Annotated in this window: 27 protein-coding genes; 10 read left to right on the forward strand and 17 right to left on the reverse strand. The window is 66.0% G+C overall.

Annotated elements, in window-relative coordinates; genetic code table 11:
• The first annotated feature begins 39 nt into the window (after positions 1-39).
• Complete coding sequence (gene tgt / locus AC30QB_RS14840) at positions 40-1,173, forward strand: tRNA guanosine(34) transglycosylase Tgt (protein ID WP_489547008.1); 1,134 nt, start codon at positions 40-42, stop codon at positions 1,171-1,173.
• On the opposite strand, the gene AC30QB_RS14845 is transcribed toward tgt, so the two are convergent.
• The 5 genes from AC30QB_RS14845 to AC30QB_RS14865 are packed head-to-tail and all read right to left on the reverse strand — an operon-like array spanning position 1,170 to position 5,567.
• Complete coding sequence (locus AC30QB_RS14845; protein ID WP_489547009.1) at positions 1,170-1,988, reverse strand: crotonase/enoyl-CoA hydratase family protein; 819 nt, start codon at positions 1,986-1,988, stop codon at positions 1,170-1,172. The two genes, tgt and AC30QB_RS14845, sit on opposite strands and share 4 nt — an antisense overlap.
• Positions 1,989-2,006: 18 nt before the next feature.
• Positions 2,007-3,902: an MFS transporter gene (locus tag AC30QB_RS14850; RefSeq protein ID WP_489547010.1), complete on the reverse strand. Its 1,896-nt coding sequence runs from the start codon at positions 3,900-3,902 to the stop codon at positions 2,007-2,009.
• A 60-nt stretch (positions 3,903-3,962) separates the two neighbouring features.
• Entirely contained in the window at positions 3,963-4,736 is a 774-nt protein-coding gene (locus tag AC30QB_RS14855) for a DUF2145 domain-containing protein (protein ID WP_489547011.1), read from the reverse strand.
• A complete protein-coding gene (locus AC30QB_RS14860) occupies positions 4,733-5,125 on the reverse strand; it encodes a hypothetical protein (protein WP_489547012.1) in 393 nt (130 codons plus the stop codon). Before AC30QB_RS14860 ends, AC30QB_RS14855 begins: the two co-directional genes overlap by 4 nt.
• A 1-nt stretch (position 5,126) precedes the next feature.
• Positions 5,127-5,567: a YiaA/YiaB family inner membrane protein gene (locus AC30QB_RS14865; RefSeq protein ID WP_489547013.1), complete on the reverse strand. Its 441-nt coding sequence runs from the start codon at positions 5,565-5,567 to the stop codon at positions 5,127-5,129.
• Between the two features lie 97 nt (positions 5,568-5,664).
• Between AC30QB_RS14865 and AC30QB_RS14870 the strand changes: the two genes are divergently transcribed.
• Positions 5,665-6,405 (forward strand): helix-turn-helix domain-containing protein, encoded by a 741-nt coding sequence (locus AC30QB_RS14870; protein ID WP_489547014.1) that lies wholly within the window; start codon positions 5,665-5,667, stop codon positions 6,403-6,405.
• Between the two features lie 75 nt (positions 6,406-6,480).
• On the opposite strand, the gene AC30QB_RS14875 is transcribed toward AC30QB_RS14870, so the two are convergent.
• From AC30QB_RS14875 to AC30QB_RS14885, 3 genes are read right to left on the reverse strand one after another with little or no spacing between them, the layout of a single operon-like run.
• Positions 6,481-7,707, reverse strand: a complete 1,227-nt coding sequence (locus AC30QB_RS14875) for a CaiB/BaiF CoA transferase family protein (RefSeq protein WP_489547015.1) — start codon at positions 7,705-7,707, stop codon at positions 6,481-6,483.
• Positions 7,708-7,716: 9 nt separating this feature from the next.
• Positions 7,717-8,571 carry a 23S rRNA (adenine(2030)-N(6))-methyltransferase RlmJ gene (locus AC30QB_RS14880; protein ID WP_489547016.1) on the reverse strand — a complete coding sequence of 285 codons (855 nt, stop codon included), beginning with the start codon at positions 8,569-8,571 and terminating at the stop codon, positions 7,717-7,719.
• A gap of 18 nt (positions 8,572-8,589) precedes the next feature.
• Positions 8,590-9,519 carry a LysR family transcriptional regulator gene (locus AC30QB_RS14885; RefSeq protein ID WP_489547017.1) on the reverse strand — a complete coding sequence of 310 codons (930 nt, stop codon included), beginning with the start codon at positions 9,517-9,519 and terminating at the stop codon, positions 8,590-8,592.
• Positions 9,520-9,621: 102 nt separating this feature from the next.
• On the opposite strand from AC30QB_RS14885, the gene AC30QB_RS14890 reads away from it, so the two are divergent.
• Entirely contained in the window at positions 9,622-10,629 is a 1,008-nt protein-coding gene (locus AC30QB_RS14890; RefSeq protein ID WP_489547018.1) for a zinc-binding alcohol dehydrogenase family protein, read from the forward strand.
• 30 nt (positions 10,630-10,659) lie between these two features.
• Here AC30QB_RS14890 and AC30QB_RS14895 read toward each other — a convergent pair whose 3' ends face one another.
• The gene (locus AC30QB_RS14895) at positions 10,660-11,244 is read right to left on the reverse strand and encodes an MOSC domain-containing protein (protein WP_489547019.1); all 585 of its coding nucleotides are present in this window, start codon (positions 11,242-11,244) and stop codon (positions 10,660-10,662) included.
• Entirely contained in the window at positions 11,244-12,044 is an 801-nt protein-coding gene (locus AC30QB_RS14900; protein WP_489547020.1) for a substrate-binding domain-containing protein, read from the reverse strand. The genes AC30QB_RS14895 and AC30QB_RS14900 overlap by 1 nt, the downstream gene beginning before the upstream one ends.
• Before the next feature lie 282 nt (positions 12,045-12,326).
• Here AC30QB_RS14900 and AC30QB_RS14905 point away from each other — a divergent pair, with 282 nt between their 5' ends.
• Entirely contained in the window at positions 12,327-14,204 is a 1,878-nt protein-coding gene (locus AC30QB_RS14905) for a phosphoenolpyruvate carboxykinase (GTP) (protein WP_489547021.1), read from the forward strand.
• 71 nt (positions 14,205-14,275) lie between these two features.
• Here the strand turns inward: AC30QB_RS14905 and AC30QB_RS14910 are convergent, their stop codons facing one another.
• On the reverse strand, positions 14,276-14,530 hold the full coding sequence (locus AC30QB_RS14910; RefSeq protein WP_489547022.1) for a hypothetical protein: 255 nt from the start codon (positions 14,528-14,530) through the stop codon (positions 14,276-14,278).
• A 139-nt stretch (positions 14,531-14,669) separates the two neighbouring features.
• Here AC30QB_RS14910 and AC30QB_RS14915 point away from each other — a divergent pair, with 139 nt between their 5' ends.
• From AC30QB_RS14915 to AC30QB_RS14925, 3 genes are read left to right on the forward strand one after another with little or no spacing between them, the layout of a single operon-like run.
• Complete coding sequence (locus tag AC30QB_RS14915; RefSeq protein ID WP_489547023.1) at positions 14,670-15,614, forward strand: LysR family transcriptional regulator; 945 nt, start codon at positions 14,670-14,672, stop codon at positions 15,612-15,614.
• Positions 15,615-15,648: 34 nt separating this feature from the next.
• Positions 15,649-16,392 (forward strand): UPF0149 family protein, encoded by a 744-nt coding sequence (locus tag AC30QB_RS14920; protein WP_489547024.1) that lies wholly within the window; start codon positions 15,649-15,651, stop codon positions 16,390-16,392.
• Positions 16,393-16,406: 14 nt separating this feature from the next.
• On the forward strand, positions 16,407-17,165 hold the full coding sequence (locus AC30QB_RS14925; RefSeq protein WP_489547025.1) for a metallophosphoesterase: 759 nt from the start codon (positions 16,407-16,409) through the stop codon (positions 17,163-17,165).
• Here AC30QB_RS14925 and AC30QB_RS14930 read toward each other — a convergent pair.
• Both AC30QB_RS14930 and AC30QB_RS14935 read right to left on the reverse strand, forming a co-directional pair.
• Positions 17,135-17,761 carry a TetR/AcrR family transcriptional regulator gene (locus AC30QB_RS14930; protein ID WP_489547026.1) on the reverse strand — a complete coding sequence of 209 codons (627 nt, stop codon included), beginning with the start codon at positions 17,759-17,761 and terminating at the stop codon, positions 17,135-17,137. The genes AC30QB_RS14925 and AC30QB_RS14930 overlap by 31 nt on opposite strands.
• Positions 17,762-17,935: 174 nt before the next feature.
• Positions 17,936-18,145, reverse strand: coding sequence for a hypothetical protein (locus AC30QB_RS14935; RefSeq protein WP_489547027.1), 210 nt, complete (start codon positions 18,143-18,145; stop codon positions 17,936-17,938).
• A gap of 224 nt (positions 18,146-18,369) precedes the next feature.
• Here AC30QB_RS14935 and AC30QB_RS14940 point away from each other — a divergent pair, with 224 nt between their 5' ends.
• Positions 18,370-18,516, forward strand: a complete 147-nt coding sequence (locus AC30QB_RS14940; protein ID WP_489547028.1) for a hypothetical protein — start codon at positions 18,370-18,372, stop codon at positions 18,514-18,516.
• A gap of 4 nt (positions 18,517-18,520) precedes the next feature.
• Here AC30QB_RS14940 and AC30QB_RS14945 read toward each other — a convergent pair whose 3' ends face one another.
• Entirely contained in the window at positions 18,521-19,444 is a 924-nt protein-coding gene (locus AC30QB_RS14945; protein WP_489547029.1) for a LysR family transcriptional regulator ArgP, read from the reverse strand.
• 74 nt (positions 19,445-19,518) lie between these two features.
• Between AC30QB_RS14945 and AC30QB_RS14950 the strand changes: the two genes are divergently transcribed.
• Positions 19,519-20,148: a LysE/ArgO family amino acid transporter gene (locus tag AC30QB_RS14950; protein WP_489547030.1), complete on the forward strand. Its 630-nt coding sequence runs from the start codon at positions 19,519-19,521 to the stop codon at positions 20,146-20,148.
• Complete coding sequence (locus AC30QB_RS14955) at positions 20,148-21,452, forward strand: D-amino acid dehydrogenase (protein WP_489547031.1); 1,305 nt, start codon at positions 20,148-20,150, stop codon at positions 21,450-21,452. The genes AC30QB_RS14950 and AC30QB_RS14955 overlap by 1 nt, the downstream gene beginning before the upstream one ends.
• 7 nt (positions 21,453-21,459) lie before the next feature.
• Here AC30QB_RS14955 and AC30QB_RS14960 read toward each other — a convergent pair whose 3' ends face one another.
• The 3 genes from AC30QB_RS14960 to AC30QB_RS14970 form a co-directional block, all read right to left on the reverse strand.
• Positions 21,460-21,924: a tetratricopeptide repeat protein gene (locus AC30QB_RS14960; RefSeq protein ID WP_489547032.1), complete on the reverse strand. Its 465-nt coding sequence runs from the start codon at positions 21,922-21,924 to the stop codon at positions 21,460-21,462.
• Between the two features lie 109 nt (positions 21,925-22,033).
• On the reverse strand, positions 22,034-22,747 hold the full coding sequence (locus tag AC30QB_RS14965) for an anti-sigma factor (protein WP_489547033.1): 714 nt from the start codon (positions 22,745-22,747) through the stop codon (positions 22,034-22,036).
• Positions 22,744-23,140: sigma-70 family RNA polymerase sigma factor (locus AC30QB_RS14970; protein WP_489547034.1), on the reverse strand; the 397-nt coding region annotated here is incomplete at its 5' end. The genes AC30QB_RS14970 and AC30QB_RS14965, both read right to left, overlap by 4 nt.

The following is a 23,140-nucleotide window of genomic DNA, read 5'->3' on the forward strand; positions in this document are numbered from 1 at the left end:
TTTGAATTGGGGCGCGCAGGCAACGGCGACAATTGGCACATGCTCGAATTTGAATTGCTGAGAACCGAAGGCCAGGCGCGGCGCGGCCGCCTCACCCTCAACCATGGCGTGGTCGAAACGCCGGTCTTCATGCCCGTGGGCACGTACGGCACGGTCAAGGGCGTGATGCCTTCTTCGCTCGAAGCCATGGGCGCCCAGATCATCCTGGGCAACACCTTCCACCTGTGGCTGCGCCCGGGGCTGGACGTGCTCGCACAGTTCGGCGGGCTGCACCGCTTTGAGAGCTGGCACAAGCCCATCCTGACCGACAGCGGCGGCTTTCAGGTGTGGAGCCTGGGTGAGATGCGCAAGATCAGCGAAGAGGGCGTGAAGTTTGCGTCACCCGTCAACGGCGACAAGCTCTTTCTCACGCCCGAGGTGAGCATGCAGGTGCAGCGCGTGCTCAACAGCGACATCGTGATGCAGTTCGACGAGTGCACGCCCTACGAGACCAAGGGCCACTTCACCACGGAGCGCGAAGCGCGCATCTCGATGGAGCTGAGCCTGCGCTGGGCGCGGCGCTGCCTGGCCGAGTTCAACCGGCTGGAGAACCCCAACGCGCTGTTCGGCATCGTGCAGGGCGGCATGTTTGAGCACCTGCGCCAGGAGTCGCTCGACTCGCTGGTCGAGCTTGATCTGCCCGGCTATGCGATCGGCGGCGTGAGCGTGGGCGAGCCGAAAGAAGAGATGCAACGCATCATGGCCCACACGCCGCACCGCCTGCCGGCACACAAGCCGCGCTACCTGATGGGCGTGGGCACCCCCGAAGACCTGGTGGAAGGCGTGGGCGTCGGGGTCGACATGTTCGATTGCGTCATGCCCACACGCAACGCGCGCAACGGCCATTTGTTCACCCGCTTTGGCGACCTGCGGCTGCGCAATGCGCGCCACAAAACCGACGAGCGGCCGGTCGACGAGACCTGCAGCTGCCACTGTTGCCAGAACTTCAGCCGCGCCTACCTTCACCACCTGGATCGCTGCGGCGAGATGCTAGGCCCCATGCTCGCCAGCATCCACAACCTGCACTACTACGTCAACCTGATGCGCGAAGTGCGCGAGGCATTGGACGAAGGGCGGTTCACGGCCTTTGTTGCGCAATTCAGGGCCGACCGCGCACGCGGCGTCTCAAGCTAGCCGGGCGTACTGAAAACCGGCGCCCGCTTCTCCAGCCCGGCCCGTGCGGCCTCGCGTTGGTTGGGGCTGCCGATCAACGCTTTCTGCTCCACCGACTCGGCCATCAGCACCTCGGCTGCACGCACCGGCGACGCGCCATGCAGCAGGCGCTTGCCGGCGCGTATGGCATCGGGGCTGGCGCCGGCGATCTGCGCGGCGAGAGCGCGCGCGTCGGCCAGTGGGTCATCGCTCACGCGTGTGGCCAGGCCGATCTGCTGCGCCTCGGTGCCCGAGATGATGCGGCCGGTGTAGGTGAGCTCGCGCACGATGTCGGCCCGCACCAGCTCGGTCATCAGCACGCAGCCGGCCATGTCGGGCACCAGCCCCCATTTGATTTCCATCACGGCCATCTTGGTGTCGGGGTGCACGCAGCGGATGTCAGCGCCTAGCGCGATCTGCAAGCCGCCACCGAAGGCGACGCCATGCACGGCGGCAATCACCGGCACCGGCAGCTCGCGCCAGCCCCAGGCCACTTGCTGCGCGTCGTTGGCAAGGCCATGTGTGCGGGCCAGCAGGTCGGTGCCCATCGAGCCGCTGGTCTGGCCTGCGCCCATTTGCTGGAAGCGGCCCATGTCGAGGCCGGCACAGAAGGCACGGCCCTCGCCGTGCAGCACCACCACCCGCACACGCGCATCGCTGCGCAGTTGCTCGACGGCACCGACCAGTGCGCGGAACATGGCCGCGTCGATGGCGTTCATCTTGTCGGCACGCACCATCGCCACTTCGGCGACACCGCGCTCGTCCACTGTCACGCGTACGCGTTGCTCATCGCTCATGCTTGTCTCCGGTTGGTTTCAGTGTGTGGGCGTGTTGATCAGGGCCTGCACGCGCTCGCGCAGCAGGGGTACGCTCACCTCCGCGGCGGGCACCGGCGTGCCGGCAACCAGCCCAACGCTGCTCCAGAAGCCACGGCGGAACGGCTTGCTCATCGCGTTGCCTTCGACCCGCGAGAAGAACGAGCCCCACAAGTTTTGCAGCGCCAGCGGAATCACGGGCACCGGGTTTGTTTCCAGCAGCTTCATCACGCCGCCCTTGAACTCGCCCAGCTCACCGTTCTTGGTGATCGCGCCCTCGGGGAAGATGCAGACCAGGTCGCCTTCTTCCAGCACTTTGCGGGCGCGCGCGAAGGCCTGCTCGTAGATGGCGGGGGATTCTTTTTGCGGCGCGATCGGGATGGCCTTGGCCAGCTTGAACAGCCAGCCCAGCACCGGCACCTGGAAAATGCGGTGGTCCATGATGAACGCGATGGGCCGCGGGCTCGCGGCCATCAGCAGCACCGCGTCGACGAAGCTCACGTGGTTGCACACCAGGATGGCGGCGCCGCTGGTCGGGATGTGCTCGTCGCCACGCACCTTGAAGCGGTACACCAGGCGCGTGGCGATGAAGGCGATGAAGCGCAGCAGGTATTCGGGCATCAGCATGAAGATGTAGAAGGCCACGATGGCGTTGAGCACGCCGGTGATCAGGAACACCTGCGGAATGGTGAGGTGCAGGCTCAGCAACGCGCCCACACCGACCGAGCTGACGATCATGAACAGAGCATTCAAGATGTTGTTGGCCGCAATGATGCGGGCGCGGTGCGTGGGCGGCGAACGCAGCTGAATCAGTGCGTACATTGGCACGCTGTAGATGCCGGCGAAGAGCGAGAGCAGCAGCAGGTCGGCCATCACGCGCCAATGCGCGGGCTGGGCCAGAAAGGCGCTCACCGTGTATGGCGCGGCCGCGGGCAGGCCGCGGGCCGCGAAGTAGAGGTCGATCGCGAAGACGCTCATGCCGATGGCGCCGAGCGGCACCAGGCCGATCTCCACGTGGCGGCGCGACAGCATCTCGCACAGCAGCGAGCCCACGCCTATGCCCACCGAGAACACCACCAGCAGCAGCGAGGCCACGTGCTCGTCGCCGTGCAGCACTTCTTTGGCGAAGGAGGGGAACTGCGACAGGAACACGGCGCCGAAGAACCACATCCACGAAATGCCCAGCAGCGAGCGGAACACCGCCAGGTTTTCGCGCGCGAGCTTGAGGTTGCGCCAGGTCTCGCTGGCCGGGTTCCAGTTGATCTGCAGGCCCGGGTCGGTGGCCGGCGTGGGCGGCACGAACTGCGCGCACACGCGGCCCAGCACGGCCACGGCGACGCAGGCCCACGCGATGTACTGCGCGCCGGTCTGGGGGATCGCAATCAGCAGGCCGCCGGCCAGGCTGCCCAGCAAGATGGCCACGAAGGTGCCCATCTCGACCATGCCGTTGCCGCCGGTCAGCTCGCGCTCGCCCAGATGCTGCGGCAAGTAGGCAAACTTCACTGGCCCGAAGAGCGTGGAGTGCAGGCCCATCAAGAACACGCAGGCCAGCAGCACCGGCACATTGGCTTTCACGTAGCCGAACGCGGCGAGTGCCATCACCGCAATCTCAAACCATTTCACGAAGCGGATCATCTTGGTCTTGTCGTACTTGTCGGTCAGCTGCCCGCTGGTGGCCGAGAACAGCAAGAAGGGAAAGATGAACACCGCGCCGATCACCAGCCCCGCCATGGCCGGTGGCAGCCAGCTCACCTGTACCTGGTAGGTCACCATCACGGTGAAGGCGAACTTGAACAGGTTGTCGTTGCCGGCGCCGAGAAACTGCGTCCAGAAGAAGGGCGCGAATCGGCGCTGCGTCAGCAGGGCAAATTGATTGGGGTGATCGTGTGGGCTCAAGGGGTCTCCTCAGTCGTCTCTTTTGCTGGCGTTCTGTTAGCGGTTTGCTGCCGGCGCAATCTACCTCACCACCTGCACCGGGCCGCCCAGGCCGCTGCGATTCAACCACGCAAACACCGAGTCGACCGTGACGGTTTCGATGCGATCGCTGAAGCGCTTTTCGTTGGGGTGGTCATCGAATGCCACGTTGGCCGCGGTCATGCGCGCGCCCAGCCGCTTGAAGGCTGAGATGCGCAGCGTGGTGGGCTGGTAACCCTGGCGTTGCAGCCAGGCTTGCGCTCCCGCGCGGGTGCTGGCCTGCGGGTCCATCGCCATGGCCAGAGTCTCAAGCGCCCACTGGTTGGACTGCTGGTAGGTCTGCGCCCACGGGTAGGCCACCATGCTGTAGTGAGGCGTGTGCATCTGCACCAGGCGGCGCCGGTCTTGCAGTGCGGGCAGCAGGGCGGCTTGCACCTCGGGGCTCGGGATCACGATGCCGGCCTGGTAGTCAAACAAGTCGTCGAGAAAGAACTCGCCCAGGCCTTGCCGGTACAGCGCCGCCATGCCGCTGCCGCACTGGTTGAGCTTGTGGGCGACGCGCCAGCGCGAGCCTTCACGGTAAGCCAGGCCCAGGTGCGAATAGCGCAAGCCATAGGCGCTCAGGTCTTGGCCGGCGCGGGCCAGCACCACCACCTGCGCGCCGCTCGCATCGAGTGCCTGCGCGGTGTGCTCGGCCAGCACCATGGCGCGCGCCACGTTGCGGGCTTCGGGCGGCTGCGGGTCACAGGAGCGGCCCGCCTGCGCCAGCGTGACCGCGCCCGCCAATGCGAGCGCGGTGAGCAAGCGCGCGATCATCGCGTCACCCGTTCGTTGTAGAGCAAGGCCGCACCGATCTCGTTCGGGACGTAGGCAATGGCGCGGCCGGCAGCCGACAACACCCAGCCGGCGCTGAAGGCGGTCACCATCACCGCGGTGCCCACGCCCACCGACAAGTTGCCACTCAGGGTGAGGCTGGCACGCGCGCCGTCGGAGGCGCGCTCCAGCACGCACACCACACCGGCGGCCGAGGCTTCGACGGCCACCACGGTGAGCATGGCGCCAGCCGACAGGAACATCGCCGGTGCGGCCACCGACACTGCCAGCGGCAGCATAGACAAGGCGCTTGCGTCAGACGCGTTGGGCGGGTGAGCGCGCACGCTCAGTGACGTGGCAAGCAGTGTTGCCAGGGCGATTCGTTTCAGCATCTCACTCTCCTCGGGCTTCGTGCGCGTCGCGCAGGGTCTTGGCCAAGGTGAACACGCCGGAGATCAGGAACAACCAACTCACGCCGAGAAAGGCCTTGTAGGTCGGGTTGACGTCCATGCGCCACAGGCCCCAACCGGTGAGCGCCATCGCGAACGCAAAGCCGCCCCACACCACCAGGCCCCACATCGGCGTGTCGACCCGGCGAAGCTCGTTGTCACGCACGTACTTGGCGAGCGCAAACGCGGTGGACAGGCAGAACACGTAGCCCATCACCATGAAGGCCCGGTGCAGGTCTTCGCCCGGCAGGTAGGCCAGGCCGATGCCGCACAAGGCAATGGCGAGACCGAACGACACCCAGACCTGGAGCTTCCAGGCGTTGCTGTCTTGGCGGGGTGCGGGGGTGTGCATGGAATCCTTGAAGTGGTTGAACACGGAGCGCATGGTGGAAGACCGGCTGTTCGGTATCAAGTGTTCCCGGCAAGGTGGCGGTGGCGCCGGCGACTGGTATCGTTTGCCGATACTTTTTGACGGATCAGGCATGAGCACCACCCAAGACCTCATCACCACGCTGAAGGCTGAGCTCAAGGCCGCCAACGTCACCTACGCTGACCTGGCCGTGCAACTCGACATGTCGGAGTCGAGCATCAAGCGCATCTTTGCCAAGGCCGACATGCCGCTCTCGCGCATCGACGACGTGCTGCGTGTGCTGAAGATGGATTTCGCCGAGCTCGCCCGCAAGATTGCCGACGCGCAGCCCTTGCGCCGCGAGCTGACGCTGGAGCAAGAGAAGGCGGTGGTGGCCGACCGACGCCTGCTGCTGATGGCCACCTGTTGTCTGAGCCAATGGACGTTTGAGCAGATCGTGTCTACCTACACCTACAGCGAGGCCGAGTGCATTGGCTACCTCACGGCGCTGGACCGGCTGGGCATCATCGAGCTGCGGCCGATGAACCGCTACCGCCTGCAGGTGGCCAAGACCTTCCGCTGGCGCCCGCACGGCCCGGTGATGGCCTACTTTCGCAAAGACGTGGCGGGCGACTATTTCAGCGGCGGCTTTGATGGCGAAGGCGAGATGCTGATGCTCATCCACGGGCAGGTGGGCCGCAGCCTCGCCGCCAGCTTTGCCGAGCGGCTGGAGCGCGTGGGGCAAGACTTTGCGCAGCAGCACCTGGCCGACCAGAAGCTGCCGCCTGAGCAGAAGCGCCCCTACACGCTGGTGGTGGGCATGCGCTCGTGGCTCTTCGGTGCGTTTCGAGACTTCAAACGCGAAGACGCGTGATTCAACGGGCGGTGTTCAGGGTGACGGTGAAGAGCGCCGAGGCGCCGGCCAGTGCATAGGCAGGGAAGGTAAGGGTCACAGCACCCCACGTTCGCGCAAGGCGGCCTCTTGCTCGGGTGTGATGCCCAGCTCGCGCAGCACCGCCTTCGTGTCTTCGCCCAGCGTCGGCGCACGGCGGGTGATGCGCCCCGGCGTGGCGCTCAGCTTGGGCACGATGCCGGGCACCTCGACCGATAGGCCGTCGGCCGAAGTCACGCGCTCGATCATGCCGCGCGCGCGGTAGTGCGGGTCTTCTGCAATGTCGCGTGCCGTGTAGAGCCGGCCCGCCGGCACCTGTGCCGTGTTGAGTGCGTCCAGCACGTCGGCCACCTGGCGGGTGCTCGTCCACGCGCCGATGGCGGTGTCGATCTCGGCCACGCGCGCCACGCGGGCTGCGTTGCCCACCAGTGCCGGGTCGCGCGCCCAGTCGTCGCGGCCTATGGTTTGCATGAGGCGGGTGAAGATGCTGTCGCCGTTGCCGGCCACCAGCACCCAGCCGTCCTGGCAGGGGTAGGCGTTGCTTGGGGCAATGCCGGGCAAGGCCGAGCCGGCGGCTTCGCGCACAGCACCGAAGGCGCTGTATTCGGGCAGCAGGCTTTCCATGCAGTTGAAGACGGCTTCGTACAGCGCCACGTCGATCACCTGGCCCTCGCCTTTGGGCGCTTGTGATGACACGGAGCGGCTGCGGTGGTGCAGCGCCATCAAGATGCCGATCACGCCATGCAGCGAGGCCAGGGTGTCGCCGATGCTCACCCCCACCCGCACCGGCACGCGGCCCGGCTCGCCGGTGAGGTGGCGCAAGCCGCCCATGGCCTCGGCCACCACGCCGAAGCCGGGCCGGTCTTTGTAGGGCCCGGTCTGCCCGTAGCCGCTGATGCGCAGCATGATCAAACCGGGGTTGGCCAGGCTCAGTGTGTCGTAGCCCAGGCCCCATGCCTCCATCACACCGGGCTTGAAGTTTTCGACCAGCACGTCGCACTCGGCCGCCAGCCGGCGCACGATGTCGCGCGCTTCAGGGTGCTTCAGATCTAGCGCCACGCTCTTCTTGTTGCGCGACTGCACCTGCCACCACACGCTGGTGCCGTTGTGCAGCAAGCGCCATTGGCGCAGCGGGTCACCACTTCCAGGAGGCTCGATCTTGATGACCTCGGCGCCGAAGTCGGCCAGCGTCTTGGCCGCGAAAGGGCCGGCGATCAGTTGGCCGAGCTCCAGCACCTTCAGGCCGGTCAACGGGCCGTTGGCGGAGGTGGCTTGAGACTGCATGGGGGGTGGCTAGGCGGCGCGCTGCTCGATCATGTAGTTGGCGCCGTCGTACTGGCCCAGCACGTCCACGAGATACGGTAACAGCGCCACCATCTCGTCGTGCAGTGTGTACGGCGGGTTGATGATGAACATGCCGCTGCCTGCAAGCCCGAAGCCTTGCTGGTCAGGCTGCTGCACTGTCAAGCGCACATGCAAGAAGCCCTTGGGCGCGACGGCCTCCAGCCGCCGCGGCAGCTGCGCCGCTTCGAGCTTGCTCACCTGTGGGTACCAGACCATGTACACGCCTTCGGCAAAGCGCAACAGCGCTTCGCGCAGCGAGGCGATCACCCGCGGGTAGTCGTTGTGGCCTTCGTATGAAGGGTCCATCAGCACCACGCCGCGCCGTGACGACGGCGGCACCTGGCCCTTCAAGCCATCGAAGCCATCAGCGTTGTAGACCTCAGCGCCTTTTACCTCTCCAAGGTAAGACGCGAGGATGCGGTGGTCGGTGTTGTGCAGCTCGAACAAACGCAGCTGGTCTTGCGAGCGCAGCAGCATCTGCGCAAAGGCCGGCGAGCCGGGGTACTGCTCCATCAGGCCATCGGGGTTGAACTGCTTCACCAGGCCCACGTAGTCGGCCACCATCTCGGGCATGTCGTCGCCGCTCTTGTCCTTGTCCCACAGGCGGCCGATGCCGTTGATGTATTCGCCCTTCTTCAGCGCGTACTGACCTTCGAGCGAATACCCGCCGGCGCCGGCGTGTGTGTCGATCAGGCGGTAGGGCTTGGGCTTCTGGTTCATGTAGCGCAACACGCGGGTGAGCATCACGTGCTTGAGCACGTCGGCGTGGTTGCCCGCATGGAAGGCGTGTCGGTAGGCGAGCATGGTGTGTGTGAGAGCGCTTCAGGGGAAGGCTGCATTGTCCTCTTCAAGCCGCGAGAACTGCAGCACCAGCTCGTCGAGCAGGCGCCGCACGCGCAGCGGCAGGTGGCGCTGGGTCGGCACGATGGCGTGCAGCGGGTAACGCTGGCCCTGCCACTGCGGCATCAGCTCGACCAGCCGGCCGGCGCGCAGGTCGGCCAGCACGTCGAGCCGCGCCTTCTGCGAAATGCCCAGGCCTTGCACCGCCCATTCACGCACCAGCGCGCCATCGTCGGCGCGTCGATTGCCTTGCACGCGCACGGTGTGCTCGGCGCCGTCGCGCACAAACGTCCACATCAGATGCGGGCGCTCCGAGCGGTGCAGGGTCAGGCAGTTGTGTTGTGCCAGCTCGTCGGGGTGTTGCGGGGCGCCGTGCCGCGCCACGTAGTCGGGTGAGGCGACCAGGGTGCTGAGGGTGGTGCACAAGGGCCGGGCGACCAGGGTGGAGTCGCGCAGCTCGCCGTAACGCACCGCGATGTCGACGCGCTCGCGCAGCAGGTCGTGCCGCACGTCGCTCACGTGCAGTGCGATGTGCAGGCCGGGGTGGCGGGCCAAAAAAGTGTCGAGCATCGGGCTGAGCACGGTGCGGCCGAGGTCGGAGGGGGCGGCCAGGTGCACCTCGCCTTCGAGCCGCTCGCGTTGCGCGCCCAGCAGTGAGCGGGCGTCGTCGAGCACGCCCAGGGCGCGCTCGGCGTGCTCGCGCAACAGCTCGCCCTCGGGCGTGAGCCGCATCGAGCGGGTGGAGCGCTCGACCAAGCGCACCTTGAGCGCCGCTTCGAGCCGCTTCAATGCGGCGCTGGCGGCGGCTGGTGTGAGGTTCAGCTGGCGCGCCGCGGCGCTCAGCGTGCCGGCTTCGGCCAGGCGCACAAAGAGCTGGAGCTGAGAAAGTTGAAGATCGGCGGGTAGGTTCATCTTCAAAAGTTTGTTGAAGCTGATTGTGTTTTTGGGGTGATTATCAAATGGAAGGCGCGGTTCTACAGTCCATCCATCGAATCCAAACCCCGGAGCTGTGAGATGAAAGCCGTTGCCTACCGCCAGTCTTTGCCCATCGATGCCGCCGAGTCGCTGCTTGACGTGACCCTGCCCGAGCCCACCCCCGGCCCGCGCGACCTGAAGGTGCGGGTGCATGCTGTGTCGGTCAACCCGGTCGACACCAAGGTGCGTGTGCGCGCCGCACCGCCGGCCGGTGAACACAAGGTGCTGGGCTGGGACGCCGCCGGCATCGTCGAGGCGGTGGGCCCGCAGGTCACGCTGTTCAAACCCGGCGACCGGGTCTGGTACGCCGGTGACATCACACGACCCGGCAGCAATGCCGAGCTGCAGTGTGTGGACGAGCGCATCGTCGGGCGCATGCCGGCGTCACTCTCGTTTGCGCAGGCGGCGGCGCTGCCGCTGACCGCCATCACCGCCTGGGAGGTGTTGTTCGACCGCCTGGAAGTGAATGACAAAACCCAGGGCGCCTTGCTGATCGTCGGTGCCGCGGGTGGGGTCGGGTCGATCATGACGCAGCTGGCGCGCCAGCTGACCTCACTCACAGTGATCGGCACCGCCTCCCGCCCCGAAACCCAGGCCTGGGTTCGCGAGCTGGGCGCCCACCACGTCATCGACCACACACTGCCGCTCACGGCCGAGCTGCAGCGCATCGGCGTGCCGAGCGTCAGCCATGTGGCCAGCCTCACGCAGACCGACAAGCACTACGCCGAGATCGTCAAGGCGCTGGCGCCCCAAGGCCGCCTGAGCCTGATCGACGACCCGGCCACGCCGCTCGACGTGATGCTGCTCAAGGGCAAGAGCCTGTCGCTGCGCTGGGAGTCGATGTTCACGCGCTCGATGTTCCAGACGCCCGACATGCAGGCGCAGCAGGAGCTGCTCAACCGTGTGTCGCAGCTGGTGGACGAAGGGCGCATCCGCAGCACGCTGGGCGAGCACTTCGGCGCCATCAACGCAGCCAACCTCAAACGCGCGCATGCCTTCATCGAGAGTGGCCTGGCACGCGGCAAGGTGGTGCTCGAAGGTTTTTGAGCGGCCGCAGGCCGCTTCGACCCGGCCTGACTAACGTTTGTGCGCGGCCGTCAGCCGTGAGCGAAACAGCTCCTGGATGCCCACCTCGCGTGGGCCCGGGATCAGCTCAAACTTTTCACCCGCCTGCAGCGTGCCCGCTACCCGCACCGCGAGGTAAAAACCGCACCAGCCATTGGCCGCCATCAGCTTGGTGGCCTGGTTGAAGCCCATCGCGGCGTCGAACTTGAAGCAGGGGAAGCGCGGCTCGCTGACCGCCAGCTCGCAGTGCGGAAAGCGCAGCACATCGCCGATCCAGACCTGGTTTTCCAGCAGGCCGGCAAGCGTGAGGTTTTCGCCCATGCTGCCTGGCGGCAGGGTTTCGTCCCACAGCGCCACCTTGGCCTGGGCGCGCACGGTCTGCCAGAAGGGGTAGTGCTCAAACGGGTAGGCGTAGACGGCTTTGGAGAGGCCGCCGTGCACCGTCAGGTCAGCCTGCTCGTCACCCGCCAGGCCCAGCGGCTTGACGGCCACCGGTTCTGCCACCGGCTGCTTGCCAATCGCCGTCATCACCTTGCGGCCGGCGATCTCGACCTCGCGGGCCAGGCTGAGGTTGACGCTGAGCAGGGTGTGCGGCATCAGCGTGTCGCAGGCCGCCAGCCGCGCAGGCTCCCTGCAACCCGCCGGCCTTGCGGGCCGCTCACCCACTGCCCAAACAGCTTGGCCGCCGGGTGGTTGACGCGGAAGGAGCGCATCACGTGCACCTCGTTGGCCATGCGCGTGTCACCCTCGACCATGATGGCCAGCGGCTTGCGCCCGCGCGCCATCCACACACCCCGCTCGACCAGGGTGTAGGCGTTTTCGGCGAGGGCTTGTTGCAACGGGTCGGCCTTGCTTTCGACAAACCAGGGCGCCCCCGGCAACACCTTGGCCGCACGCCACAGTGCCAGCGAGCCCAGGTGCGCGCCGCTGCCGACGGGGGCGCCAATGAAACGGGCCTTGGCCTCGGCGATCTTGGCCAGGGCAACCGCGATGTCTTTTTCTTTGGCGATACCCACCGGGTCCTTGGCCTTCTTGCCCACACCTTCGAGCGGCCCGACCAGTACAAAGTCGCCCACCGCGACCAGGCGACGATCGTGGGCCAGGCCCTGCTTTTCGAGCTTGAGCTCAAGCTCGGGCGTGTTGGTCATGGCGGCGTCGATCTCGCCGCGCTCCAGGGTGTCGAGCAAAGTGGCGCTCAGGCCCGGCACCAGTTGCACCGCCACCCCGGTGTCGCGCCCGAAACTCTTCTGAAACTGGCTCGCCAGGCCTGAATCGACCAGCGCCTGCTCCACGCCGAGGCGCATCGGGTCGGTCAAGGATTTACGCTGCGCAGCATGGGCGGCGGGCCAGAGGGATGCGACCAGTACGGCCAGGATTGAGCGGCGATCAAGCGTCATGCGGTGATCTTACGGCCCGGATGACGCCCGGCGCCAAGCCGCTTCAACCTGGCCTTGGGCACAAGTTCACAGACCTCCGGCATGGCGCCATGCAAAAGTTGCATGACCCCCTGAGACTCGGTGGTTACGGCCGGATTACATTGGCATGACAATGTTTTTGAATGTCCGTGCCAGCTCATAAAAATGGCACATGCGGCATGGGGCGAGCCCCCTGAAACCTGTCTACAGGTGAACAAAGAGGCTCGCCCGATCCCGCTTTTAACTTTGATGATTGGACTGACCATGAACCGACCCGTGATGGAGGGCTTGCGCTTGAACGTGCCCGCCTATGTCAAACACGACCGACTCGTAGCCTGGGTGGCCGAGGTGGCCGCGCTCACCGAAGCGCGTGATGTGTATTGGTGTGACGGCGGCAAAGAAGAGTACGACCGCCTGTGCGCCCAACTCGTGGCCGCCGGCACCTTCAAGAAGCTCAACCCCGAGCTGCGCCCCAACAGCTACCTGGCTTGCAGCAGCCCGAGCGACGTGGCGCGTGTTGAAGACCGCACCTATATTTGCAGCGAGAAAAAAGAAGACGCCGGCCCCACCAACAACTGGATGGCCCCGGCCGAGATGCGAGAGCTGCTGCAAACCGGCCGCTCTGACGGAACCCCGGCTTTGTTCAAGGGCAGCATGCGCGGCCGCACCCTGTATGTGGTGCCGTTCAGCATGGGCCCGCTGGGCTCGCCGATCGCGCACATTGGCGTCGAGTTGTCTGACAGCCCTTACGTGGCCGTCAACATGAAGATCATGACGCGCATGGGCCGTGCCGTGCTCGACGTGCTCGGAGAAGACGGCGTTTTTGTGCCCTGCGTGCACACCGTGGGCGCTCCGCTCGAAGCCGGCCAAAAAGACGTGGCCTGGCCTTGCAACACCACCAAGTACATCGTTCACTACCCCGAAACCCGTGAGATCTGGAGCTACGGCTCAGGTTACGGCGGCAACGCGCTGCTGGGCAAAAAGTGCCTCGCCCTGCGCATCGCCTCGACCATGGGCCGCGACCAGGGCTGGCTGGCCGAGCACATGCTGCTCTTGGGCGTGACCAGCCCGGAAGGCAAAAAACACCACGTGGCGGCTGCGTTCCCGAGCGCCTGTGGCAAGACCAACTTTGCAATGCTGATCCCGCCGGCCGGTTTTGAAGGCTGGAAGGTCACCACCATCGGTGACGACATCGCCTGGATCAAACCCGGCCAGGACGGCCGCCTGTACGCCATCAACCCCGAAGCCGGTTACTTCGGTGTGGCCCCCGGAACCAACACCAAGACCAACTCGAACTGCATGGACAGTTTGAAGCACGACGTGATCTTCACCAACGTGGCGCTCACCGATGACGGCGATGTGTGGTGGGAAGGCATGACCGACACGCCGCCTGCACACCTGATCGACTGGCAAGGCAAGGACTGGACACCCAAGCTCGCCAAAGAGACCGGCGCCAAGGCCTCGCACCCCAACGCCCGCTTCACGGTGTCTGCCATCAACAACCCGGCGCTCGATGCCGAGTGGGACAACCCAGCGGGTGTGCCGATCGACGCCATCATCTTTGGTGGCCGCCGCTCGACCACCGTGCCGCTGGTGACCGAAGCGCGCAACTGGGTCGAAGGTGTTTACATGGCCGCGACCATGGGCTCCGAAACCACCGCCGCCGCCGCCGGCCAGCAAGGCGTGGTGCGCCGTGACCCGTTCGCCATGCTGCCCTTCATGGGCTACAACATGAGCGACTACTTCCAGCACTGGCTCGACCTGGGCAGACGCCTCGAAGCCGAGGGCGGCAAGCTGCCCAAGGTTTACTGCGTCAACTGGTTCCGCAAGGGCGACGACGGCAAGTTTGTCTGGCCGGGTTACGGCGAGAACATGCGCGTGTTGAAGTGGATGCTGGAGCGTGTCGAAGGCCAGGGCCAGGGTGTTGAAAACATCTTCGGCGTGAGCCCGCAGTACAAAGACCTCAGCTGGAAGGGTCTGGACTTCAGCCAGACCCAATTCGACCAGGTGACCCACATCGACAAGACCGCCTGGCGTGCCGAGCTCGACCTGCACGCCGAGCTGTTCACGCAGCTGGCTTACCACCTGCCGGCCGAGCTGACGGCGGCCAAGGCCAAGCTGGAAGAACGTCTGGCGGCCTGATCAAACGATCAGCGCCCACAAAAAAGCCCGCTTCGTGCGGGCTTTTTGTTGCTGCTCACCGATCGATGGGATCAGTAGTTGCCGTTGAGCAACTCGTGGCGGTCGGCCGCGGCATACAGCTCCGAGGCAAAGCGCGGGTCGGCGCTCTCGCAGCGGTGGGCCATGGCGCGCACGCGGGCGGCTTCACGCGACGGGTAGCGGGGTGCTGCGGGGATGCCGGGGTGGTTGAACAAGGCGATGACGGCGGCAAACAACTCACCCAGCGGCGCGGCAAAACGCGGCGCGGTGCGGGCTTGGGAAACTTGGAGGCTGATGGTGGTGCTCATGGTGTGCTCCTTCGGGGCATTTCTGTCGCCCCACTGGGAGCGCCATTGAGGGCAATGATAGGGGTTAGTACCAATGCATGACCAATCAAGTTTGTGAATCCATGATATTCACTGCGCGAATGTCTTGGTACAAAGGCGCATGAACTTCCAGACCCTCGACCTGAACTTGCTGCGGGTGTTTGACGCGGTGATGTCCGAACGCAACCTCACCCGCGCCGCCTCGCGGTTGGCGCTCACGCAGCCGGCGGTGAGCAACGCCTTGCGCAGATTCAAAGAATCTGTGGGTGAGGAACTGCTCACTCGCGTGAGCCACGGGGTGGTGCCCACACCGTATGCCGAGATGTTGTGGCCCGAAGTGCAAGCGGCTTTGGCGCAGCTGCGGGCGGTGCTGGACCCGGGTGACTTCGACCCGCAACGCGACAGCGTCAACTTCCGCCTGGCGATGGCCGACGCCACGGCGGCGGTGTTGTTGCCGCCCCTGGTCGCCCACATCGAAGCCCGGCAAGCGCTGGTCAACCTGCGGGTTTTGCCGCTGACCACGCGTGACCCGCGTGCACTGCTGGAGCGGGGCGAGGCCGACGTGGCGGTGGGCTACTTTCCCGAGGCGGTGGCCGAGCTGGCGACGCGCGGCCAACAAAGTGCACTGCACCACCAGCGTCTGGGTGAGAGCGAGTACGTGTGTGTGATGCGGCGAGGCCACCCGCTGGCCGAAGGCGAGCTGACGCTTGATGCTTTTTGCGCGGCCCACCACCTGTTGGTGAGTTTTTCGGGCCGTCCGCACGGCTTTGTCGACCAGGCGCTGGCGGCGCTCAACCGCTCGCGCCGGATCGTGCTCACCGTCAACCAGTTTTTCACCGCCGGGCGGGTGGTGTCGCAAAGCGATCTGCTGACGGTGCTGCCGGCGTCATTCGTCGACGCCACCGGCTACCAGGCGCAGCTGGTGGAGCGGCCGTTGCCGCTGGTGATGGCGCGCATTCACGTTGAGGCCATGTGGCACAGGCGGCACGACCGGGTCAGCTCGCACCAGTGGTTGCGTGAGCGTCTGGTTGAAGCCGCTCAACCACAGGCCCTCGCGCCGGCATGACAATCGCGACTGAATTCATCTCCCGAGACCGCCCATGTCCGCCCACTCCGACCTGACCGATGCTGAGTTCGCCGAGCTCGACGAACTGCTTGCCGCCACGCCCGAGCCCTTGCAGCCGGTCGACTCCGTCATGCTCGACGGCTTCTTGTGCGGCGTGCTGGTGCAGCCGCTGCTGCTGGAGCCTGCGGCCTGGTTGCCGCATGTATTCGATTTCGACGCCACACCGCTGCCCGACACCACCGACCCCGGCTGGCTCGAGCGCACCTCCGCGCTCATCTTGCGGCGCCATGGCTCGCTCAACCGCGCGATGGCCGAAGACGGCTGGTTCAACCCACTGATCCTCGAGTTTGACGACGAACACCCGCTGCAGCCGCCCGCCGATGGGGGCCCCGACCCGATGGCCGGCCTGAGCCAGATTTCGCAGGCGTTGATGCCCTGGGTCGCTGGTTTCCAGCACGCCGCGCTGTGTTTCCCTGACCTCGCCGAAATGCCGGACGACGCGGTGATGACCGCGCTGGCCCGCCTCTACCGCCACCTGCCGGCCGAGACCGACGAAGAGCGTGAAGTGGTCGCCACGGTGGAGCGCGAGCGCCCGCTCAAAGACATGGAAGAGGCGATCGAAGAGCTGGTTGTCACTGTCGCCGATCTGTACGACCTGACGAGCGAACAGCGCTACAAGGTCGAAACGGTGAAGCGCGACGCGCCCAAGGTCGGCCGCAACGACCCGTGCCCCTGCGGCAGCGGCAAGAAGTTCAAGCAGTGCCACGGCGCGACCTGACGGCCCGTTGACGAGTGCGCCTGCAACTGCTCTCGGACCTGCACCTCGAAACCGAAAACTTCGAGCCCCAACCCGCACCCGACGCCGAGCTGCTGGTGCTGGGCGGCGACATCGACAGCACCTGGGCCGGCCTCTCGCACTTTCGCGATTGGCCGGTGCCGGTGATCCTGGTGGCGGGCAACCATGAGTTCGACAAGCGCGAACTCAACACCGCCTGGACCGCGTTGCGCGAGCATTGCACCGCGCTGAACATCCGCCTGCTCGAACGCGAAAGCCTGGTGATCACCGATCGTGCTGGCCGCCGCATTCGTTTTGTCGCGACCGTGCGCTGGTGCGACTTCGATCTGTTCGGCGAACGCGGTCGCGCAAAAGCCATGCGCGCGGCCAGCTACTTCATGCGGGTGATGCGGTCGACACAACATGGCGAGCCGTTTGGTGCCGAAGCGGTGCGCGAAGAGGCGCTCGCCTGCCGCGCCTGGCTCGCCAACGAGCTGTCAAAAACCTCAGGCGACTGGGATGCGACCGTGGCACTCACCCACTTCGGCCCCAGCCTGCGCAGTGGTGACCCGCGTTATGGCAGCCAATCGGGCACCGCGAGTTTTTGCAATGCCGACGACGACTTGTTGCCGTTGGCCGACGTGTGGATTCACGGGCACCTGCACTGCCGCCACGACTACACCGTCGGCACGACGCGCGTGGTGTGCAACGCACGTGGCCACGCCCGCAAAGGCGAGGCCGACGGTTACGACGGCCTGTTCGTCGTCGAAGTTTGACCGGCAAGCCCGTCGAAACAGGTGCTGAGCAGCATCTCGATGATCTGCTCGTCACTGTGCTGGCCGCTCACCTTCAGCAGGCCAAGCACCGGGTCGCAGGCGCGCGCGAACAAGGTGTAGAGCACCACCTCGGGTGCGAGGCGCGGGCTCAGGTCACCGGCCATCTGGGCGGCGTCGATCCAGGCGCCGAGCTGGTCGCTCACTTCCATCAGCCGGTCGAGGTAGGGCTTGTTGGCCATCAGCGAAGCGCGCAGCGTGGAGTTTTGCGCCGGCAGTGAGGGCATCTCGCCGGCCAACTGCACCTGCATGGTCCAGCGGGCCACCGCCTTGAGTTGATCGACCGCTTTGGCGCCCACCGGCAGGCTGGCCATGAAGGCCTGGGTCCGCTCCAGCACCCGGATCATGGCCGCGCCAGCCAGCTCTTCCTTGGAGCTGAAGTGTTTGTACAGGCTGGCCTTGGCAATGCCCACGTCGGCCGCGACCTCGTCGACCGTCATCACGTCGAAGCCTTTTTCGGCCAGGAGGCGGTTGACCGACGCCACGATCGCGTGCTCCCGGGCGCGCAGCACCTGCTCTTTGAATGAAACCTTGGCCATGGGCGACATTTTAGTCACATGGCCCCAAAAGGGGACGAGCAAGTCGCAAACGAACCTGTCAGGTTACAAAAAGACCGCGCGGTTTACTTCGGGGCGCTCATCAGTTTCAGTTGGCGCAGGGCCGTGCAACCTGAGCCTCCTGGTCGAGGCCGTGGTGGCCGATCGGGCGGCGCCTCAGCGTTGAGGTCGGCGCACCAGGCGCTGGCTCCACGGTGTGCGGGCTTCGCGCTCCGGCGCGGGTGTCGGGTGCAGCGCGGCCGTCGACTCGATGCTGGCGTCGAGCCCAAAGGCAGTGCCCATGTCGCCCGGGTCCGGGGTCTGGTTGGCGACCATGCGCCGGGTGGTGACCGATCTCAGCCAGGCCAATCCAGGAATCAGGTTCATTGCGCGCCTCCACTCGTTTACGCCATGGCTTCCAGTGTGGTGTCGGCCCGCAGCTTGCTATGCAGGGAGATGAACCGCGCTTCTGGCGCATTTGGTGCATTCGGCGCAGCAGGGGTTTACCCATGCCTCCCGGATGGTGTTGGCGCACGCTCCCGCTTGTTTTTGTGCAGTGCGATCACCATATGGGTTCCGAAATGGTCTAAAAGTTGTAGAAGGAGCATGCTGTGAACCGCTTGTCGATGCGAGTACTCACCTGGGCAACCGTGTTGGCGGCGCTGTTGAGCGCCTTTCTGCTGGCGGGTGAAGACGCGGGCTTGCCTGACGTCGCCCCGTTTGGCGGCGGTGGCGCGCCAGTGCTTCCCACCCGCTGATCCGTCAGCGCTTGCTGTCGAGCGCTTGCTCGGACCCGGCGACGAGTGCGTCGCCGATGCGGTCGAGCAAGGCCACGCGCGCCGAGGGTGCACCGCCATCAGGCCCCAGCCGCCATTGGTGCCAGAACAAACGCACCTCCAACCCGACCTCTGGGCGCAGTGCCACCAGGTCGCCGCTGTTCAGCAGCCCGCGCACCTGCAGCTCGGGCACCACCCCCACACCCCAGCCCATCAGCGCGGCCCGCACATAGGCCTCGGACGAGGGCACAAAACGCTCCTGCAAACGCGGTGAGCGCACCCCAAAAGCGCGCGACACCCATTGCGGCTGCATGTCGTCCTTGCGGTTGAACACCAGAAACGGCACCTGCGCAAAGTTGGCCCGTGTCAGGCCCTGGGGCAAGGTTTGTGCGATGAAGCCGGGGCTGGCCACTGCCGTGTAATGCATCACCCCCAGCGGCACCACGCGGCAGCCGCGCAGCGCATCGCTCACGGTGCTGACGCAGCCGAGCACCGCGCCCTGGCGCAGCCAGTCATGGGTGAAATCCTGGTCGTCGACCACCAGCTCCAGTGACACACCTTCGTGCACCAGCGCATCCAGCGCCGGCATCACCCAGGTGGCCAGGCTGTCGGCGTTGATGGCGATCGGCAGGCGCTGGTGTGCAGCAGGGTCGACACCCAGCTCATGCGCCACGTCGGCGCGCATGGCCTGCAGCTGGCGTGCAAAACGCAGCAGCACTTTGCCCGGCTCGGTCAGGCGCAAGGGGCGGGAGCGCACCACCAGCAACTGCCCCACCTGGGCCTCCAAGCTGCGCAGACGCTGCGACACGGCGGATTGGGTGATCGAGAGCCGCTGCGCCGCCCGCTCGAAGTTGCCATCGTCGGCCAGCGCCGCCAGGCAATCGAGCGCGGCCGGGTCCAGGTCTTTCATTAGCGCGCCTTATGCAGTGCGAGAAATATGAATGATGCTTCACTTCGGCCCCGAGCCTTCCGACAATCATCAAGATGACGGCAGCCCCTTTTGCCTCGGCGTTCTTTCAAGGCTGGTTGGTGACGGCCGGTTTGATCGTCGCCATCGGCGCCCAAAACGCGCTGGTGCTGCGCCAGGGCCTCAACCGCATGCACGTCGGCCCGGTGGTGCTGTTGTGCACTTTGTCCGATTGGTTGCTGATCGCACTTGGCGTGTTTGGCCTGGGGGCGTTGATCCAGTCGTCGCCGCACTTGCTGCAATTTTTTCGCTTTGGCGGCGCGGCGTTTTTGCTGGTCTACGGCCTGCGCTCGGCGCAGCGCGCCTGGCGTGGCGAGGGTGCCTTGCTGCAAGCCGGCACACGCGGCCACTCGCTGGCCGCCACGCTGACCAGCACGCTCGCGCTCACCTACCTGAACCCGCACGTGTACCTCGACACCGTGGTCTTGCTGGGCGGTGTGGGCGCACAACACGGCAGCGACGGGCGCATGGCCTTTGCCGCCGGTGCGGGCCTTGCTTCACTGATGTGGTTCGTGACCCTGGGGTATGGCGCCATGGCCGCGTCGCGCTGGCTGCGCAACCCGGGCGCCTGGCGCGCCATCGATGGTGGCGTGGCGCTGGTGATGTGGGCTGTCGCTGCGCAGCTGCTGTTCAAAGGGGGTGTGTGATGAAAGTGGTCGTGATGGGTGCCGGGATCATCGGCGTGAGCACCGCGTGGTACCTGCTGGAGCAAGGGCATGAGGTCACGGTGGTCGACCGGCAGCAAGATGCGGCGCTCGAAACCAGCTTTGCCAACGGCGCGCAAATCTCGGTGAGTTTTTGTGAGCCCTGGGCCCACCCGAGTGCGCCGCTCAAGGTGCTGAAGTGGTTGGTGCGCGACGATTCGCCCTTGCTGTTCAGACCCAAGCTCGACCCACACCAGTGGCGCTGGGGCCTGAGCTTTCTCACGCAATGCACCCACGCCGCCTTCGAGCGCAACGTGACGCAGCTGGTGGCGCTGGGCCGTTACAGCCACGAGTCGCTGAAAAGCCTGGTGGCACAAACCGGCATCGACTACGACCGGCTGGAGCGCGGCATCCTGCACTTTTTCTCCAGCACCCAAGACTTCGACGCGGCGGCCGCCGGCGTGACCTTGATGCGCCGCCATGGTGTCGACCGGCGTGTGCTTTCGCGCGACGAGGTGCTGAAAATTGAGCCCGCGCTGCGCAGCTTTGGCGAGCACATCGCCGGCGGCACCTTCACCGCGAGCGACGAGTCGGGGGACGCACGCGTCTTCACACAAAAGCTCGCGCGCCTGTGCCAACAGCGGGGCGCGAGCTTTCTCTACGAACACGACATCCTCGGCTTCGACGCCGCCGGCGGCAGCGTGCAAAGCCTGCGTGTGGGCGACCAGCTCACGGGGCAGCGCCGCACGCTGCAAGCCGATGCGTTTGTGGCTGCCATGGGCAGCTTCACCGCACCGCTGCTGCGACCCCTTGGCGTCTACCTCAACATCTACCCAGCCAAGGGTTACTCGGCCACGTTCAAGCTGAAGCACCCCGAACGCGCGAGTGTGGTCAGCATGATCGATGACAAACGCAAGATCGCCGTGAGCCGCCTGGGCGACACCATCCGCGTGGCCGGCACCGCCGAGATGGCGGGTTACGACACGGGCTTGGAGAGCACCACCTCCCGCGTGCGTTGCCAGGCCCTGGTACGCCGCTACGAAGAGCTGTTCCCCGGTGTGGCCGACACGACTGAGCCCCACTTCTGGGCTGGGCTGCGGCCGAGCACGCCCAACAACATCCCCTACATCGGCCGCAGCAAGCTGGCAAACCTGTGGGTCAACGCGGGCCACGGCACGCTGGGCTGGACCGATGGCGCCGGCTCGGGCCGTGCGCTGGCCGAGCTGATGAGCGGCGTGCAGCCGGCGCTCGACTTCGGCTTTTACGGAGCTGAACCGGGCCACGGCTTACGCGTGGCCACGGCGTGAGCGCAGATCAGTAGTCGCTCGACGCGCTCTGGTTGCCGTTCGCCTTATAGCGCGCGATGGCGTTCTTCAAGGTGGTGTACTCGGCGCAGGGCAGGGTGCAGGCCTTGTCGAGCGCTGCCAGGCGCTTCTCGGCCGTCGCCAGGTCGCCCTTCATCAGGTAGAGCTCGCCCGAGTATTCAAGCGTGCCGCGGTGCTGGGGCTCGATGCGCAGCGCTTCGTTGTAAAACTTTTCCGAGCCCGCCAGATCCGGCGTCTTTTGCTTGCGCAGGCTGTAGCCCATCAGGTTGTTCCAGTCGGCGCTGGTGACGTCGTTGACACGCTTCAGTTCTTCAAGCGCGCCGGTGTAGTTTTTGGCGGCGATTTGTGCGCGCGCGCCGACCAGCGTGTCCTTCGGGGTAGGCGCCGTGTCGGCAGCGAAGGCGGCATTCAAAGACAGGGCCAGCAGGCCGGTGATCAGGGTGCGGTTCATCATGGTGTGTTCTCCTCTTGGCTGACAGTAGACCCCGACATCGGCGTCTTGAAGGGACTTACGGAGTGAGCCGGGGCCGCAGACGCAGCCGGATGCAAAAAAGTTTCGCTCGCTACCAAAGTTTGACGCAATGGCCGCTCAAGACAAACGGCAGTGTGGGCGGGTCGCCCGGCTTGGCCGGTGTGGTCTCCAGGCTGACCGCCAGGCGCGACACCTTGGAGAACAGCTTCTCCGAGCTGTCGCTGAGTGTCAGCGTGGCCGTGCCGCGAGCCGGCACCACGCCGACCGGGAAGGCCGGGCTGCCGTCACTCGGCAAGGCCCACAGCTGCGCCACCCGGCCGGGCGGCACGGTCAGCGGTTGCAAGAGCTTCACGGTGAGTTGTTTGCCATGCCGGCGCGAGCTGGCCAGCACGCTGGGTTTGCCTTCCACATCGGTCAGCAGGCCCACATAACTGGCGGGCAACGAATCGACCTGCGGCTCCAGACCCATCAAGCCGGGTTGCAGGCGCAGCAACACGGCGCACAGCAGCACGCCGGCCAGCACACCACCGAGCGCACCACCGAGTGCACGCCACCAGCCTTCACGCTTGGCCGGCGCGGCAAAAAGGCGCTGCTCCAGGCCGCGCCACACGCCTGGGCGGGGTGGCATGGGCGGCAGGCCGGCCGACAAGACAGTGAAACGTTCTTGCCAGGCGGCCACTGCCCGCCCGGCCGCCGGCGCCTGGGCCAGCACACGCTCGAAGCGCCGCCGGGCGCCGCCGCTCAGCGTGCCCAGTGCGTATTCACGCGCCAGACGGTCGAGCCGTTCGGGCAGCAGGTAGTTCATGAGCTGACCCCTGCGGCTTGCAGGCAATCTTTCAGCTTGTCGAGCCCACGCCGCACCCAGGCTTTGGCGGTGCCGAGCGGCACGTTGAGCGACTCGGCAATGTCGGTGTGCACCATGCCGCGGTAATACGCCAGCGCCAAGGCCTGCCGCTGCGAGGCGCCGAGCCCGCTCATGCAGGCATCGAGGTGAGCCTTGGTCAGGCTGTCGTCGAGCAGGCGTTGGGGTTCGAGCGCGGCGTCGCCTGCCACGGCAAACGCTTCGTCGTCGAGCGCCACGGTGGAGCCGCGCTCGGTCTTGCCCGAGCGCAGGGCGTCGATCGCCTTGTTGCGCACGATGTTGATCAGCCAGGTCATGGGCGTGGCCACGACGGGGTTGTAGCCACTGGCGCTGTGC

Source organism: Rhizobacter sp., from assembly GCF_046595475.1.
GTDB lineage: Bacteria > Pseudomonadota > Gammaproteobacteria > Burkholderiales > Burkholderiaceae_C > Rhizobacter.